This window comes from Pandoraea cepalis, assembly GCF_902459625.1.
GTDB classification, from domain to species: Bacteria; Pseudomonadota; Gammaproteobacteria; order Burkholderiales; family Burkholderiaceae; genus Pandoraea; species Pandoraea cepalis.
Map to the genome: position 1 here is coordinate 24,082 of NZ_CABPRY010000011.1, position 15,407 is coordinate 39,488.

Consider the following 15,407-nt stretch of genomic DNA (forward strand, 5'->3'; position numbering starts at 1 on the left):
AAATCAACGCGTGACTTTCTGAAGAACTTGCCCGATGGACGCGCAAACAGTATCAATTTCCTCGTCCGCCAGCGTTGGATGCACGAGGAACATAAGGCTGGTCTCACCCAATTCATGGGCCACTTGCAGCGGCGCTGCGGGACGCCAATTCGTACCGTCGAAGGCCTTCTCGAGATACACCTCCGAGCACGAGCCCTGGTAGCTCGGTACACCGGCCGCATTGAGCTTGGCGACCACGTCATCTCGCGAAATGTTCTCGCGAAGCGCTTCCGGGCGGATAAAAGCGTAGTGCTTGTACTTCGCGTGATCTATGTCGAGCGGCGCCTTGGCGAGACGGATCGAGGCGAACGGTTCGCACGCCTCGTCGAGACGACGCGCTATCGCTTGCCGCCGTGCCTTCCAAGTATCGAGTCGACGCAACTGGATGCGTCCGATCGCGGATTGCATTTCCGTAATTCGCCAATTGGTGCCAAACGACTCGTGCAACCAGCGAAATCCCGGCGGGTGCGACTTCTCATACACCGCCGCGTATGATTTTCCATGATCCTTGAATGCCCACGCGGCACGCCACCACATATCGTCGTCGAGCGTAACCATACCGCCCTCCCCCCCCGTCGTCATGATCTTATCCTGGCAGAATGACCACGCGCCAATGTGCCCGATCGTCCCAACATGACGCCCCTTGTAGCGGGCGCCATGCGCCTGCGCACAGTCTTCGATGACATAGAGATTTCGCTCGCGCGCGAGCTCCATGATCGGGTCCATGTCGCACGGCCAGCCGGCTAGGTGCACGCACATGATGGCTTTGGTGCGCGTAGTCAGGACCGCGCGAATCGTCTCTGCCGTGATGTTCTGTGAGTCACGATCCACATCGGCAAACACTGGCACCGCGCCGGCATTGACGATCGAACTGGCCGATGCAAGGAAGGTCCGCGACGTGACGATTACCTCGTCGCCCTTACCGATACCGAGTACTTTGAGCGCCAGATCGATAGCCAGCGTGCCATTCGCCAGCGCGATCGCATGGCGACTGCCCACGTAAGCGGCGAATTCCTTCTCGAACTCACGGCTCTCGTTGCCGGTCCAATAGTTGACCTTGTTCGAGCGCAGAACGCCAGCAACTGCGTCGATTTCCTCTTGGGTGAAACTCGGCCACGGGCTCAGTTTCGTATTCAACATGAAATCAAATCTCCAATTTCGTCACTGCCGGCACGCCATACGCCAGCGCGCTGGATGCGATATCCCTGACCACAGCGCTCCCCGCGCCGATGACAACATCCGAACCTATCTCAATCCCTTGCCGCACCGACGTCCCCACGCCTAGCGTGCTTCGCGAGCCGATAGTCACGTTACCCGCCAAGCCAACCTGGGGACAGATATGGACGGCGTCCCCGAGTTGACAATCATGCTCCACAACGGCGGCGGTATTGACGATGCACCCTCGTCCAACGGTTGCACCAATCTGAATGACGGCAGTCGCGAAAACCACCGTGCCTGCACCCAGTCGGGCGCGAGAACTCACAACCGCAGTCGGATGCATCAGAACCGGAGACACGGCCCCCGCCTCAAGTAACCTATTCAGCCAATCGTGACGCGCTCGATTGTTGCCGATCGCAACAATAAACCCGGAATCCGCATCGATTAGCTTTAGTGCGCTCTCGAAGTTTCCGACGACCGGCCAGTCAAACACTCTCGACAAGGTTCCGTAACGGTCGTCCAGGAATGAAATCGTCACATCCGGCCACACGGCCGAGGCGATGTCGGCCACAACGGCACCGTGCCCACCGGCACCCAGCACCATGAGCCGCTTCAATTACGATCTCCGTTGCCAGAAAATTTTTCCGCAGTTGCCTGTCCCACCTGCGAGATCCCTTCGCGCACGAATACCTTACGTACCGTCATATAGATGATGCGCAAGTCGAGCCAGAAGTTACGATGATCGACGTACCAGACGTCGAGACGAAACTTCTCGCCCCAATTGATCGCGTTGCGGCCATTGACCTGCGCCCAGCCTGTTACCCCGGGACGAACGTCATGTCGACGCGCCTGCTCGGAAGAATACAATGCAAGGTACTCCATGAGCAGCGGCCGCGGACCGACAAGGCTCATATCGCCCTTGAGCACGTTCCACAGTTCAGGTAATTCGTCGAGGCTAGAGGCACGCAAGAATTGACCGAACGGGGTCATGCGCTCAGCATCCGGCAGTAGATTGCCATTGGCGTCGCGCGCGTCCGTCATGGTCCTAAACTTAACCATCTCGAACGGACGCCCGTGAAGCCCCGGCCGCACCTGACGAAACAGCGCCGGCTTTCCAAGCCGGCGCGAAACCATCCACCAGACAAGCAGGATGACGGGCCCCAGGAGCAGCAACCCGGTCGTCGCACCAACGATGTCGATGAGTCGCTTAAACACAGGCAGTTTTCTCCAGCCAGTCCGCAAACTGATTCGATAGCCGTTCGCGATCAAACTGCGTTGCAAGCACACGACCGCGGACGCCCATCTCGCGGAGTTCCTCTCGGTCTTCGGCCATGCGCATGAGGGCGTCGGCGAATGCCGTCGCATCGTCAGGTGGTACGGCAACGCCGCATCGGCTCTCATCAATATAGTCCGCCAGCCAGCCAGGATAGTTGTTCAATACCGGCAGCCCAGAAGAAATATAGTCGAAGAACTTGTTCGGTGAAGTCCCGTAGTAGAAGGCCGGGATGTTGGCGAGGACCATGAGGCCCACGTCTGCCGCCGCCATCAGTGAAGCCAATTCTGTCTTGGACACAGGTTCGTGAAACAAGCAGTTGGTCAGGCCTTCGCGGTTCGCGCGCTCGGTCAACGCCGGCTTTTCTTTGCCGTCGCCGACGAACACCAGCTTGATATTCTCTGCGCCGCGCGACTTCAGGACTGCTGCCGCGTCGAGCACCGCACCCAAACCGTTGGCAGCGCCATGTGTCCCGGCAAATACTGCCATCAGGTGGCCCGCCTCGACCCCCTCGGGGCGATGCGCAACAACACTGTGTTGATCGAAAATACCAAGATCGCAACCGTTGGGTACCATGACGATGCGTTCCATCGGAATGCCGCGTCGGTGAATGCCTTCGACGATGCCCGGCGACAATCCGATACATGCATCCGCCGCGTGATAAGAGCTCCACTCGAGCATCGACATCAAAGTCAGCACGACCGGATTACGAATGACTCCCATCGCTTTAGGAAGCTCTGGCCAGAGATCACGCACCTCAAAGACGAACTTTTTGCGACGCAACAATTTCGCAACAATGCCCGGAATGCCCGCCGTGAGGGGCGTCGTCGTTGCAAACAGCAGATCGTATTCGCGCGAGAGTCCCAGCCAAGTGCTGCGGCAAGCGAACTTCAGAAAGGTACCGATGCGCTTCAGGAAGCCGTCTTTGTTGGAATACGGCAGCTCTAACTCAATGACGTGGATGCCATCGACGATGCCTTCGCGCACGCCACGCCGAAAAGACCCAGACAAACCGGTCCGACCAGCCGCGTAGCTACCACAAACCACGGTGACCTCGTGACCACGAGCGATGAGGCGCCGAGCCATCTCGTACGACCGCGTCCCCGCTGCACCTGACCGGGTTGAGAAATGCTGATGGAAGTAAAGAATTTTCATACTAGTTCAGTCGTATAGACGTCTCGATGCGCCCTTTGGCTGGAGCCCTGGCAACCAGCACTGGAATCTCGTCGCGCTGCCCGTAACAGAGCGATTCCCACCCCGTCTCCAGACAGAGTGTGCTTGCCCCGTCGACGCGCAGTGTGGTGCTCCCGTCGGTACATTCGTTGCCCCGCAATCGCCAGTTGCCTGGCGCCAAGCGCCAGCGGAGCGTTGTCTGCGACGCATTCGATGCAAACTCATCGGTGACTCGCACTTCGTTGCCACCGACGACCTTCATCTCGCGCTTGTGCCAATCGCCCACCCTATTACGGTATGCCGCGGTGACAACGCCTTGCTCAGGCAAGGTCGTCGCCTGTTCGCACTGCAACCAGTCCCCGAACAGAAAGCGGCTCAATCGCGGCATCTGATTACGGGCGTCGAACTGCAGCGTATTGTGCGATGCTGTCCCCGAGAAATAGTCGAGTGTCGTAGTGTCGGTGTTGTACGAGTATGTCCCGCCATCGCGCAACACATTAGTGCCTCGCCACCACAGATCCATGTGCAGGCCATCGGCGTGCGACGGACGAAACCGAAACGTCGGCAGGCGCAACCAGACACGACCATCGTCGCCCAGCGGCAACATCGCGTAGCCGCCGTCCGGGAAGCGTGTCCGTTCAGGCGTTGCGTCGATCCGTTCCGGAATTTCGATGCCCAGCCATCGGCCGGTCCTATCCCAAGGACCGGCCACATAACGACGGGCACGGAAAAATATGAAATACGCGGTCTGCACGGAAGGCCGAAAATCCCGGTACGGCGCACCGTCGAGATTGATCAGCCGTGCACCGTCGTTCGCGCCAAGATTGGGTGCGCCGCCGCTTCGCGGGTCAGTCATGGCACACAGCCAGCGCGCAGCCGCCTGCGTGCGCACCTGCCATTGCCCCCCCAACGGCTGATCACGTAAGCGGTCACACCACCACTGAGCGAGCGACAGCGTATCCAGCATCAACCGGTGGTAATTCGTCGAATGTTGCGAGAAGCTGCCGTCCGGCATCACCAGTCGGTCTACGCGGTTGGGCAACCACTTTCGACCAAGGGCATGCCATCGTCGCGCGGCGACGGCGAGCGCCGCCGGGGCATCTGCCCAGCGGATGCCCGCCAAGCCTGCCATATATAGCGCAGCGGCTTCTGACGTTGCGTGATTGTTGTCCTGCGCAATCGCGTACAACATCGTCGGCGCGATACGCGCGCAATGGGTATCAACGAAGGCCCAGAATCCTCCGCGACGCGCCACTCCCGCGTATCGGTCGAGCATTTCGGCTACGAGTAGCACGTGCATTAGACGGATGCCCGCCTCCTGTGCGCACTTCCAGTTGACCCCGCACGACACCGGATTTTCCCGACACCAGTCTCCAAGCCACTGTTCGACTGCGTTGGCGTATTTCGACGCGCGCGTAATTAGCCACGACTGAGCGAGCAGCACCAACCCGTCAAAACGCGAAGGCTCCCACAAGTCTTTGATGTCCCCCGCGTTAAGCGAGAACTCGTTGATGTCGGACCAGTGGGTGCCGCGCACATTCAGTGCGTCTTCCCCCGAACGCGGGTTGCGATGCCAGGCCGGCGGAAAACCGACCCGCCAATCTCGGTCACCATAAAACTTCAAAGTGCCTGCCAGCAACGCGTCGGCCTGCTCGACGATATCCGGGCGGGCGAGTTCAGAGAGGATGGCGCTCCCTTGCGGTGACGAGCGTGCGCTTTCGAACGCGAAGAACGGTTCGCTCGACGATGGCGACCGGGGCATCGTCCTGCGGTAGTACCCCGTGCGACCCAGCGCGCGATACGCCACGACCCGCGCCAAATTGGCAGGTCCGAGACGCCAAAGCGTCGTTGCCTGGGACAGTCGTCGCTTGACCATAATGTTAGCTGGCTTGCAGCCCCAGTTCGATCGTTACGCGCGCGACCTCAACGAGTTCTTCGTAAGGGATTGGCGAAGCCTGGCCCTTCGAGATGGCGTCGAGGAACGCTGCGGCGCACGCGTCCTGCCCCTTGTCTTGACGCCACAGCTTCATGTTTTTGACGGAAGCGTCAAAGCCACGCAACGCTCGATAGTTTTCAAGCTGCATCACGCCGTCTCCGGCGAAAACTTCCAACCGCTCCTTCGGAAATGCTTTTCCACCGTTGGCGAGGTAATGAATCGTACCGAGCGAACCATCTGCAAACGACAACGTGATGCTTGCCTTGTCGCTCACGATATCGCCCTGCGATTCGATGCATCGAATCGAGGCATCAATGATAGGTGCCCCAGCGAGATGGCGCAGCAAATCAATGAAGTGGCATGCCTCACCGATAATCCGCCCGCCGCCCACGGCCATGTCCTGCGTCCAATGGTTGGCCGGGATCGCGCCCGCATTGACCGTGTACACAAACACCTTGGGCTGACGAATGGCACCGAGGGCTCGCTTCATTTCCATGACGAGCGGCGAGAATCGCCGATTGAAACCGACCATCAGCAAACAAGACGCGCCCTCCGACTGGGCGTCTGCATAGGCGTCCTGAACCCGTTCCAGTTGCTCGATAGTGAGCGCCAAGGGCTTTTCGACAAAAACATGCTTTCCACCGCGCAGCGCTCTGACAACAAATCCCGCGTGCGTGTCGTGCCGCGTGGCGATGACAACCGTATTGACGGATGCATCCGTCATCACGTCATCAAGCTCGGTAGATGCGGATTCGAAACCCAGCTTCTTGCCATGATGAACGCCTGACACGCCGCCACTGGTCACGATGGTGCCGAAATGGCCACCCGCTTTCTTGAAGGCGGGCAGCAGCACGCGCGACGCATAATTGCCGGCACCGACAACACCCAGGACCGGCCTGCCCGGCGCAGCGCTCACGCTTGGCGACGCTGCCTGCAATGCGACTTTCTTCACGCGCAGTTCCGCCTCAAGCACATCCGGATACTGAAGCACAATCCCCAGCGCCGATTTGTCCGCACTCAACACCTGATAGGCGTCGATTGCGTCGTCGAACGGGAATCGGTGCGAAATCAGCGATGCGACGTTGAGGTGTCCCGCGGCCATCATGTCGAGCACGGCAGCGAAGTTGCGCTGCTCGGTCCAACGGACGAAGCCCACCGGATAATCGTTGCCCCCCTGTTCGTAGTCAGGGTCGTAACGGCCTGGGCCATACGAGCATGACACCTGGAATGTCAGCTCCTTTTCGTAGAACTCGGAGCGGTTGAGCTCGAGGCCGGTCACGCCGACCAGCACAATGCGGCCACGCTTGCGTGACATGCGCGCTGCCTGGCTTATCGGATCGCTAGATTTGGTTGACGCCGTAACGATGACGGCGTCAACACCCGCGCCCTGTGTAAATGCCATCGCGAATGCGACGGGATCTTGCCCTTGCGCCGGATTACACGTCTCGATACCGAACTGACGAGCCAACGCCAACTTGCTGGCGTCGAAATCGATCCCCAGCACCCGGCATCCATTTGCCTTGAGCAACTGAGCAGTGGCTAGGCCGATCAGACCTAGGCCAACGACCACCACGGACTCGCCCAGCGTCGGCTGCGCGAGCCGGATGCCCTGCAAACCAATCGAAGCGAGCACCGTGAAGGCTGCCTCTTCGTTGTTCACACCGTCGGGAATCCTTGCACATAGATGCTTGGGCACACGCACCAGATCGGCGTGCGGCCCGTTCGACACGACACGATCTCCCACGGCAAAGCCCTCAACACCCGCGCCCACTTCAAGCACGACACCAGCATTGCAATAGCCCAACGGCAGCGGCTGGTCAAGCTTGCTCCTGACCGCATCGATCGTCGTCAGCAATCCCTCAGTGCGCACCTTGTCGAGCACCATCTTTACCTTTTCAGGCTGCTGGCGCGCCTTGTCGAGCATCGACGCCTTGCCAAAGTCAACGAGCATTCGCTCGGTGCCCGCCGAGATCAAACTGTGCGTCGTGCGAATGACAAGGTTACCGGCTTGCACCTTCGGCGCTGGCGCCTCGACGATCGTTGTTTCGCCGTTGCCCATGTTTTGTAGAATTTGCTTCATCTTCTAATAGATGCGAGAGCGTTATTTTGGATAGCGGCCGTCAATGTACTGACGGCACCAGAGCTCGAGACAGAGCATAGCGAAGATCGGGTAAGTGGCATCCACTTGTTTCTGGGTGTCGAGCTGGCGTAGGCGGGCCACTGCCCGAGGATCGAATACGCCGCGGCGTCGCAACGACTCCTCGGATAGCGCGTCATCGACGAGTGGCTTGAGGCGAGTACCCAACCATTGTCTCAGCGGTACACCAAAGCCGGTTTTCGGACGGTAGATGATGTCGCGCGGCAAATAGCGCTCCATCGCCCTCTTGAAAATCGCCTTGCCTTCCCGCCCCTTCTGCTTCATTTCTGGCGGGATTCGAGCTGCCAACGCCACAAGATCCAGATCAAGGAGCGGCACACGCACTTCTATGCTCGCCGCCATCCCCATCTTGTCGGTGTAATTCAGATTGTGATCCGCGAGGAAGTGCTTGCACTCGAGATAGAGCATTCGATGCAGCGGGTCGACACCCTTTGGAAGATTGCCCAACGACGCCAGCATCGGCTGGGCCAGCGTTGCCGGCGTAAGCCCGGCGGCGAAGTCTCGATTGAGCAAACCAAGCGCCGTGTCCGGCTGCAACCAGTAAAAGTAACTCGCGAGACGATCGCTCGGGCTCAGATCCGCGTACTGCAGCGCCTTGCCAATGCGACGCATGAAGGGCGACGATGGCGGTAACGATCGGCCTGCGCCTGCCAACAATGTGCGTACTCCAGACGGCAGCCACGACCAATAACTCTCCTTCGAGAGTGCAAAGTGTCGCCGGTAGCCTGTGAAGATGTCATCGCCACCTGCCCCTGACAGCAAGACCGTGATGCCTTTCTCCCGCGCCAACTCCGAGATGAACAATGCATTGAGCGCTGCCGGATCGGCGGTCGGCTCGTCGAGATGGTAAATCATTTCGCCGAGGCGGTCGGCCATCTCCGGTCCGACTTGCACGGTATGCAAATCAACACCGAGATACTCTGCAGCACGCTTGGCGAAAGGAAGATCGTTCGCAAAACCTTCCGTCGCGACCGAGCCGTCCATCACTTCGATCGTGAAACATTGCAGTCGATTCGCCGGGTTGGTCTGTGCTGCACAGGCAACCACCGAAGTGGAGTCCAAGCCACCGGATAAGAACGCGCCAACGGGTACGTCGGCTACCATCTGACGGCGCACGGCTTCCTTCACCGCCGCCGCCACCTGATCGGCGACATCGTCTTCCGTGCCCATGAGATACGGCTGCCCGTAAGGTAAATCGTAGTACTTCCAGTTTCGCTCGATGCGACCATCGCGAACGATCATCGCATGGCCCGGTTCGAGTTTGCGCACAGCCTTCGCGATGGTTCGCTCGCCCGGTGACCACAGGAAACCGAGGTGCGCGAGTACCGCGGCCGGATCAAGCTCGCTGCTCGCGAGACCGCCGCGCAGCAGCACCTTCATCTCGCTGGCAAACGCGAATCCGAACGAATCACATGTGTAGTAGAACGGCTTGATGCCCAACTGATCGCGCGCAACGAACATCTGGCGCTTGCGTTTGTCCCAAAGCGCGAACGCGAAAATGCCGTTCAGGTGTGACAGCATTGCCTCGCCATGCTTTTCGTACATAACGAGCAGTACCTCGGTATCGGACTGCCCGCGGAATTCATATCCGTCGGCAACAAGCGCCTGGCGCAATTCGCGGTAGTTATAGATCTCGCCGTTGAAGACAATGCAGACGTTGCTGTCGTGCGAGAACATGGGCTGGTGTCCAGTCGACGAGAGATCGATGATCGCCAGGCGTCGTTGTGCCAGACCGATATTGTCCTCATGGAACACTACCTGCCCGCTATCGTCGGGTCCCCGATGGGCCATGATCGATCCCAACAGAGAGAGGTCCAGCGCCCGGCCGGAATGGCCAGCGTATCCTACGATTCCACACATAGTCGCGATTTAGTCATTGATTGCGCGGCAAAGAACGCCGCGGCACACAGATGTAAGCCAAGTGTTACGCAAGAGACTCCAGTTCACTGTACGGCAAGGCAGCAAACCTGCCGGGGCGAACTATCGAAGCCTTTCGGTCGATGCCGGTTAGTCAAGTCCGCGATCTTGCAATAGCGGCCGGTGTCCGCCGGCCCCAATCGAATGCCCGCCCAGCATACCGGAAAAACGGAGCGTTCCCAGATGCAGAATTGCCGAGATAAGCGAGCCCAGGAGAAAGGCCGCCGCAGCACCATACGCCCCAAATGTCCTCGCCAGGACGTAGGCCGGAACGCTCGTCAACATCACCTCGGCGACGTTAACGTACATCGAAGTACGGTAATGTCGCAGCGCCATGAATACGGTGCCCACTGACAAAGCAATACCGCGTAGCGGCAGCGCCAGCGAAATGACCACCAGAATATCTAGTGTTGCTGTATAGCTAATATGCAGAATCAATCGATTGACAATGCCCGCCAACAGGCTGACCGCGATACACAGCCCACCAATCTTCGCGAGCGCCCGCGTGAGTCGACGCAATCGGTCGGTCACCCGAAGCAAATCATGGGCCACAGTTACAATCCGCGGCAGTTCCACCTGACTGGTGACGGCCATCAAGAGCGTCGGCGCCATTAACACTAGCGTGGCGATACCGAAATATCCAATCTGATCCGGCTTGACCTTGGCGGCCGTCATACCAAGAATCGGGAGGTTGTCGCAAACGAGTCGCACCACCAGCGCAAGATTTGCCGTAAATCCAAGGATAACCAAACTCTTGCTTGGTAGATTCTTGCGGGAGAACAACGGGAATACCTTCCTGAAATAGTCCCTAAGGCAAAACACAAATGCCAGCAGCACAGTTGCTTCGCCAACATATCGGCCTACCACCCAACCACCGATACCGAACGAATACGCGCTGACAGTCACGATCGCCATTGACGCCGTTGTCGACACGATAAGGGGTATCGATACCTGCGTTGTAATCTGCAAGCCCTGAGCAAAGCCGGCGAGTACCCGAACACTGTTGGTCAACAGCGCCACCGCAGCGACCCGGCTCACAAGCCTTATCGTTTCAGTGTTGGGCAAGAATCGCTGAATCGTGAGGAGCACGACGAATGTCACGCCACCAGCCACCAATTCTATTATCAGCAAACGAGCCATTAAATGGGCTCGCTCCGAGTCGTCCGCATGCGCGGCTGCTTCGCGAATGGCGAGGGATGGAGCTCCGAAGGAAACGCCGAGTACGAGAATGGATAGAATGCTCTCCAACGCCCGAATCACGCCAACTTCCGACGATGTCAAATAAAGCGTCGTGAATAGCTGTGACGCAATGATGCCGCCCTGGATGCACATCGTCAAAATGAGCACCGAGAACACCGTCCGGTATGCTCCCAATTTTGTGAAAACTTTTTCCAAAACGCGGTGCACTCTCACTGCTGATATCGCTGCGCATGCGTCACTTTTCGCGAAGCTACGCGATCGATGATTTCCCCCAAATGCTCGCGACGGGCCTCAATGGAAAAAGTGCGATTAATATGTTCGAATTGCGCGATCTTGCGGTCCATAGTCAAGATCTCATCAACGGCCTTACGCATCGCAGTCGTCAACGCTTCCACATTGTTAGGCTCGACATATTGCGCAAAATCGACAGCCACTTCTGGAACAGCACCGGACGGACTCGTGATAACTTGGGCACCGCAGGCAAGCGCCTCGCCGATAGCCAAGCCAAAGCCCTCGAACAACGTTGGCTGCACATAGGCGATGCAGGCTTGGTATTTTCGAATCTTCTCCTCGTCAGAGATCATGCCCGGGAATTCCACTCGCTCAGCTACGCCGCAGGACTTCGCCAGTTCAACTAAGTTCTCGTAGTAGTCGCCCTTCTTTCCCGCCATCACAAGGCGCGTCTTCGCATTTGTTTTCGCGTATTCTCCAAATGCTTTGATAATCGATTCAAGGCATTTGCGCTGCACGTTAGTTTTGCTCGACCAAGACACAGTGAAGAAGAAGTCTTCGCGCGCGAGAGCAGGATTCGCCAAGCGATAGTGCTCGGTATTGATGGCCAACGGACAATTTACGGCATTTCGCACAACAAGGTTCGACGTCACCTTCTCGTACTCGCATTGCGAAATAAACAGATTGGCGCTTGCCGTACGGAGTGCGGCCGCCATCAAGGCGCGCTGCCACGTCGGCCTGTCGAGATAACTAAGGCCTGGAATTACGCCGTGACATGTGTCGTAATCGAATGCCCCGGTCACAACCACGGGCTTACGCCCAATTAGCGACTGTACGACGGGAAACATTGCATAGGTCCACCACCAGCAGTAGTACAAATCTGCCGTGCGATCAAACGTTTTGAAGTCCCCTGCCAGCACGACCTCATGCCCGAGCGAGCGCAAAATCTCGATGTCGACCCGGTAGAACTCCACTTTCTCGAACGCCTCACGCCAGTTGGAGTGATCGGTCATGTGCGAAAAGAAACAAATCTTCATGAAGAGAGGTACGTCAGACGACTAATAACCGCGCACGGTCATCACATCAAGCTAATCGGAGCATCGCCACCCGTTCTGGCGGCGGCATGCAGATACTGCTGGTACATATTGCGAACAAGCGCATCAAGGCCTACTGGAGACAGGTCACCAATGAGCTGCGCAAGGCGCTCCGGCGTGCCATACAGGACCGATACTTCGCCGGCGCGCCTGAGATGTTGCTCGCTCTCTATGACAATGGATCGGCCTGAAGCAGCCTCGGCGGCGGCGACAACGTCGCGCAACGAATAGGCCTTGCCGGAACAAATGTTTACCGTTTCTCCAGCAATGTCAGCGCTTAAAAGTCGCGCGTAAGCATCAACGACGTAACGAACATCCGAGAAATCGCGCGCCACGTCCAGATTTCCCAGTTTCAAAGCGCGATCACCACGTGAAAATGCCGAAACGATCTTCGGCACCAAAAAACTCTCCGATTGCCCGAACCCAGTGTAGTTGAAAGGCCGAGCCACAATGATCGGCAACCGGTCAAACCAGTTGCGCAACATCAGCTCCATCGCGAATTTGCTGATCGCGTAATGATTCGTCGGTGCAGGTGGTGTTTTTTCGTTAATCGGCAATATTGTGGCGTTGCCGTAAATATTCGCGCTACTCGCGACCAATACCTTGCGAGGCTGGACATCCGCAGCAACGATGGCCTCAAACAACGCTTCCGTGCCCAGTACATTGACGTTGTAAAAGGCGTCCGGCGCGCCGTGTCCGACAAACGCAATGGCCGCGAGATGCACCACATAATCCGGACGAAACGCCGACAAAATTTCCGTCATGCGCGACTTTTCAAACAGGTCGCAGGTCATCACGCCGTCTGCGACCTCGCGGCCGGTGCCCCGCACTTCCCAGCCATCAGCGGCGAAACGCTCACGAAGATAACTTCCGGTGAAGCCGGACAACCCAGTCACAAAGACGCGCGGCACGGTATCAGAACGAGTGACCACTGCGGTTCCTGCTAAGGTCAGCCACCACCATCAGCTCGCAAAGAGTCTCAAGTGTCGTCTCTGGAGCCCAGCCCAAAATTCTCTTGGCTTTCGCGGGATCGCCGATCAGCAGATCGACTTCGGCGGGGCGATAGAACTTCGGATTTACGCGCACCAGCGTTCGTCCCGTAGCGCAATCGATGGCTATTTCGTTCTCGGCGTTACCTCTCCATTCAAGCGCAATGTTCACCGCCTTGAACGACATCGTCACGAAGTCGCGCACAGTCTCGGTGCGGTTGGTCGCGAGTACAAACGTGTCCGGTTGATCAGCTTGCAGCATCAGGCGCATGCCTTCAACGTACTCCTTTGCATAGCCCCAGTCGCGCTTGGCGTCCATATTTCCAAGCTCAAGGATGTCTGCCTTGCCTAGCTTGATCTTTGCCACGGTGTCCGTGATTTTGCGTGTCACGAACTCACGTCCGCGCAGAGGCGACTCGTGATTGAAGAGAATCCCGCTCGACCCGAAGATGCCATAGGACTCGCGGTAGTTGATCGTCATCCAGTGCGCGTAAAGCTTGGCGACGCCGTATGGGCTGCGCGGATAGAACGGGGTGTCTTCGACCTGGGGAATCGCCTGCACCTTGCCGAACATCTCCGAAGTGGATGCTTGGTAATAGCGGATACGCGCGTTGACTATACGAATCGCTTCGAGCAGATTCACGGCGCCCAGCCCCGTTATGTTTGCCGTTGCAAGCGGCTGGTCAAACGAGACCCCGACGAAACTTTGTGCCGCGAGGTTATAGATTTCGTCCGGCTCGCACTGCTCGAGGAGGCGAATGGCGCCGGAAGCGTCAGTCAGATCAAACTCGACCAGATGCAGATTCGCATGTCCAAGAACGCCAAGCTCCTCCAGTCGCCAGAAGTTCACTGAGCTGGAACGGCGGTAAGCACCGTAGACGGTATAACCCAGCTCGAGAAGACGCGCGGTCAAGTAGGCGCCGTCCTGACCTGTGACCCCGGTAACTAGTGCTTTGCTCATGTGCTTGTATGCCCTGATCTACTGTGTTATCGGCCAACGCGAACGAGGCCGCGCGTATCGATGATCGGTTTGCCAGTATGTGCGCTCCAGTCCACGCGTTTGAACTGATCGTGGTCGACCAGCAGCACGATAACGTCGGCGACGCCGAGCGCTTCGTCGAAAGTCGACAACTCGACTGCGCCAACGAGTGACGCCGGCAGCGATTCGATGTGTGGTTCCACTGCGAGTACACGCAGACGCTCGTCGCTGGCGAGCGTCTTTGCGATATCCACGGCCGGGCTTTCACGCAAATCGTCAATGTTGGCTTTGAAGGCAAGTCCCAGGCACGCGACGACCGCGTCCGCGCGGCCTGCGACCGCATTGAGCACTTGCTCAACGACCCAATGCGGCTTGTAGTCGTTCACTTCACGTGACGTCCGTATCAGGCGTGCCTCGTCCGGGCTTGAATCCACAATGAACCAAGGATCTACGGCGATGCAATGTCCACCAACTCCTGGGCCCGGCTGCAGTATGCTGACACGGGGATGGCGATTGGCCAACTGAATCAGCTCCCAAACATCAATGCTCAGGCGGTCGCAGATTAGTGACAGTTCGTTCGCAAACGCAATGTTCACGTCACGAAATGCGTTCTCGGTGAGCTTTGCCATTTCGGCCGTACGGGCATCCGTCTGCAGACATTCCCCACGCACAAAAGTCCGGTAAAGCTGGACCGCCAATTCTCCGGCCTTCGGGGTGAGCCCGCCGACGATCCGGTCGTTTTCGACAAGCTCGCGCAACACATGACCCGGCAGCACTCGCTCGGGGCAGTACGCCATGTGGACGTCAGCTTGCTCGCCATACTCGTGCGGGAACTTGAGGTCCGGGCGAGCTTCGGCCAACCACTTCGAAAGCTTCTCCGTGGTGCCAACGGGCGATGTCGACTCGAGGATGACTAGATTGCCGGCACTAAGCGCAGGACCGATGGCCTTGCCGGCCTGCTCGATGTAGGAGAGGTCGGGCTCGTGATCGCCCTTGAACGGCGTAGGCACGGCGATCATGAAGGCGTCGGCCGGCTCGGGCACAAGCGTTGCCCGCAGCTTGCCATTGCGCACGACCTCGTGGACAAGCGCGTCAAGTTCCGGCTCAATAATGTGAATCCGGCCTTCGTTAATCGTGTTCACAACACGGTCGTTCACGTCCACACCCACGACCGTGACGCCGCGGCTCGCCAGGACTGTTGCGGTCGGCAAACCAATGTATCCCAGGCCAATCACGGTGACCGTTTTGAACTGCGTCATT

Annotated in this window: 12 protein-coding genes; all 12 read right to left on the minus strand. The window is 58.2% G+C overall.

Translation table 11 applies throughout. From position 1 onward, the window contains the following. Positions 1–3: 3 nt before the first annotated feature. Positions 4–1,179 carry a DegT/DnrJ/EryC1/StrS family aminotransferase gene (locus PCE31107_RS19125; RefSeq protein ID WP_150610305.1) on the minus strand — a complete coding sequence of 392 codons (1,176 nt, stop codon included), beginning with the start codon at positions 1,177–1,179 and terminating at the stop codon, positions 4–6. Between the two features lie 4 nt (positions 1,180–1,183). Continuing rightward, positions 1,184–1,813 (minus strand): acetyltransferase, encoded by a 630-nt coding sequence (locus PCE31107_RS19130; RefSeq protein WP_150610306.1) that lies wholly within the window; start codon positions 1,811–1,813, stop codon positions 1,184–1,186. Beyond that, entirely contained in the window at positions 1,810–2,412 is a 603-nt protein-coding gene (locus PCE31107_RS19135; protein WP_150610307.1) for a sugar transferase, read from the minus strand. Before PCE31107_RS19135 ends, PCE31107_RS19130 begins: the two co-directional genes overlap by 4 nt. Beyond that, entirely contained in the window at positions 2,405–3,625 is a 1,221-nt protein-coding gene (locus PCE31107_RS19140) for a glycosyltransferase family 4 protein (protein WP_150610309.1), read from the minus strand. The genes PCE31107_RS19135 and PCE31107_RS19140 overlap by 8 nt, the downstream gene beginning before the upstream one ends. 1 nt (position 3,626) lies before the next feature. Continuing rightward, complete coding sequence (locus tag PCE31107_RS19145) at positions 3,627–5,405, minus strand: heparinase II/III family protein (protein ID WP_174966731.1); 1,779 nt, start codon at positions 5,403–5,405, stop codon at positions 3,627–3,629. Between the two features lie 118 nt (positions 5,406–5,523). Next, positions 5,524–7,659 carry a bi-domain-containing oxidoreductase gene (locus PCE31107_RS19150; protein ID WP_150610313.1) on the minus strand — a complete coding sequence of 712 codons (2,136 nt, stop codon included), beginning with the start codon at positions 7,657–7,659 and terminating at the stop codon, positions 5,524–5,526. A gap of 21 nt (positions 7,660–7,680) precedes the next feature. Then, a complete protein-coding gene (asnB, locus tag PCE31107_RS19155) occupies positions 7,681–9,597 on the minus strand; it encodes an asparagine synthase (glutamine-hydrolyzing) (RefSeq protein ID WP_150610315.1) in 1,917 nt (638 codons plus the stop codon). 147 nt (positions 9,598–9,744) lie between these two features. After that, complete coding sequence (locus tag PCE31107_RS19160) at positions 9,745–11,049, minus strand: MATE family efflux transporter (RefSeq protein ID WP_150610316.1); 1,305 nt, start codon at positions 11,047–11,049, stop codon at positions 9,745–9,747. 14 nt (positions 11,050–11,063) lie between these two features. After that, entirely contained in the window at positions 11,064–12,122 is a 1,059-nt protein-coding gene (locus PCE31107_RS23540) for a glycosyltransferase (protein WP_217425214.1), read from the minus strand. A 41-nt stretch (positions 12,123–12,163) separates the two neighbouring features. Continuing rightward, the gene (locus tag PCE31107_RS19170) at positions 12,164–13,111 is read right to left on the minus strand and encodes a GDP-mannose 4,6-dehydratase (RefSeq protein ID WP_246181887.1); all 948 of its coding nucleotides are present in this window, start codon (positions 13,109–13,111) and stop codon (positions 12,164–12,166) included. Next, positions 13,095–14,129 (minus strand): GDP-mannose 4,6-dehydratase, encoded by a 1,035-nt coding sequence (gene gmd / locus PCE31107_RS19175; protein ID WP_150610317.1) that lies wholly within the window; start codon positions 14,127–14,129, stop codon positions 13,095–13,097. The genes PCE31107_RS19170 and gmd overlap by 17 nt, the downstream gene beginning before the upstream one ends. Before the next feature lie 26 nt (positions 14,130–14,155). Further along, a complete protein-coding gene (wecC, locus tag PCE31107_RS19180; RefSeq protein ID WP_150610318.1) occupies positions 14,156–15,406 on the minus strand; it encodes a UDP-N-acetyl-D-mannosamine dehydrogenase in 1,251 nt (416 codons plus the stop codon). Between the last annotated feature and the right edge of the window lies 1 nt (position 15,407).

What these genes read in the sequence shown, in the direction of transcription:
- PCE31107_RS19150 (WP_150610313.1), bottom strand. Translation starts at nt 7,659, where the DNA reads ATGAAGCAAATTCTACAAAACATGGGCAACGGCGAAACAACGATCGTC.
- PCE31107_RS19125 (WP_150610305.1), bottom strand. Translation starts at nt 1,179, where the DNA reads ATGTTGAATACGAAACTGAGCCCGTGGCCGAGTTTCACCCAAGAGGAA.
- wecC (WP_150610318.1), bottom strand. Translation starts at nt 15,406, where the DNA reads ATGACGCAGTTCAAAACGGTCACCGTGATTGGCCTGGGATACATTGGT.
- PCE31107_RS19145 (WP_174966731.1), bottom strand. Translation starts at nt 5,405, where the DNA reads ATGCCCCGGTCGCCATCGTCGAGCGAACCGTTCTTCGCGTTCGAAAGC.
- gmd (WP_150610317.1), bottom strand. Translation starts at nt 14,129, where the DNA reads ATGAGCAAAGCACTAGTTACCGGGGTCACAGGTCAGGACGGCGCCTAC.
- PCE31107_RS23540 (WP_217425214.1), bottom strand. Translation starts at nt 12,122, where the DNA reads ATGAAGATTTGTTTCTTTTCGCACATGACCGATCACTCCAACTGGCGT.
- PCE31107_RS19140 (WP_150610309.1), bottom strand. Translation starts at nt 3,625, where the DNA reads ATGAAAATTCTTTACTTCCATCAGCATTTCTCAACCCGGTCAGGTGCA.
- asnB (WP_150610315.1), bottom strand. Translation starts at nt 9,597, where the DNA reads ATGTGTGGAATCGTAGGATACGCTGGCCATTCCGGCCGGGCGCTGGAC.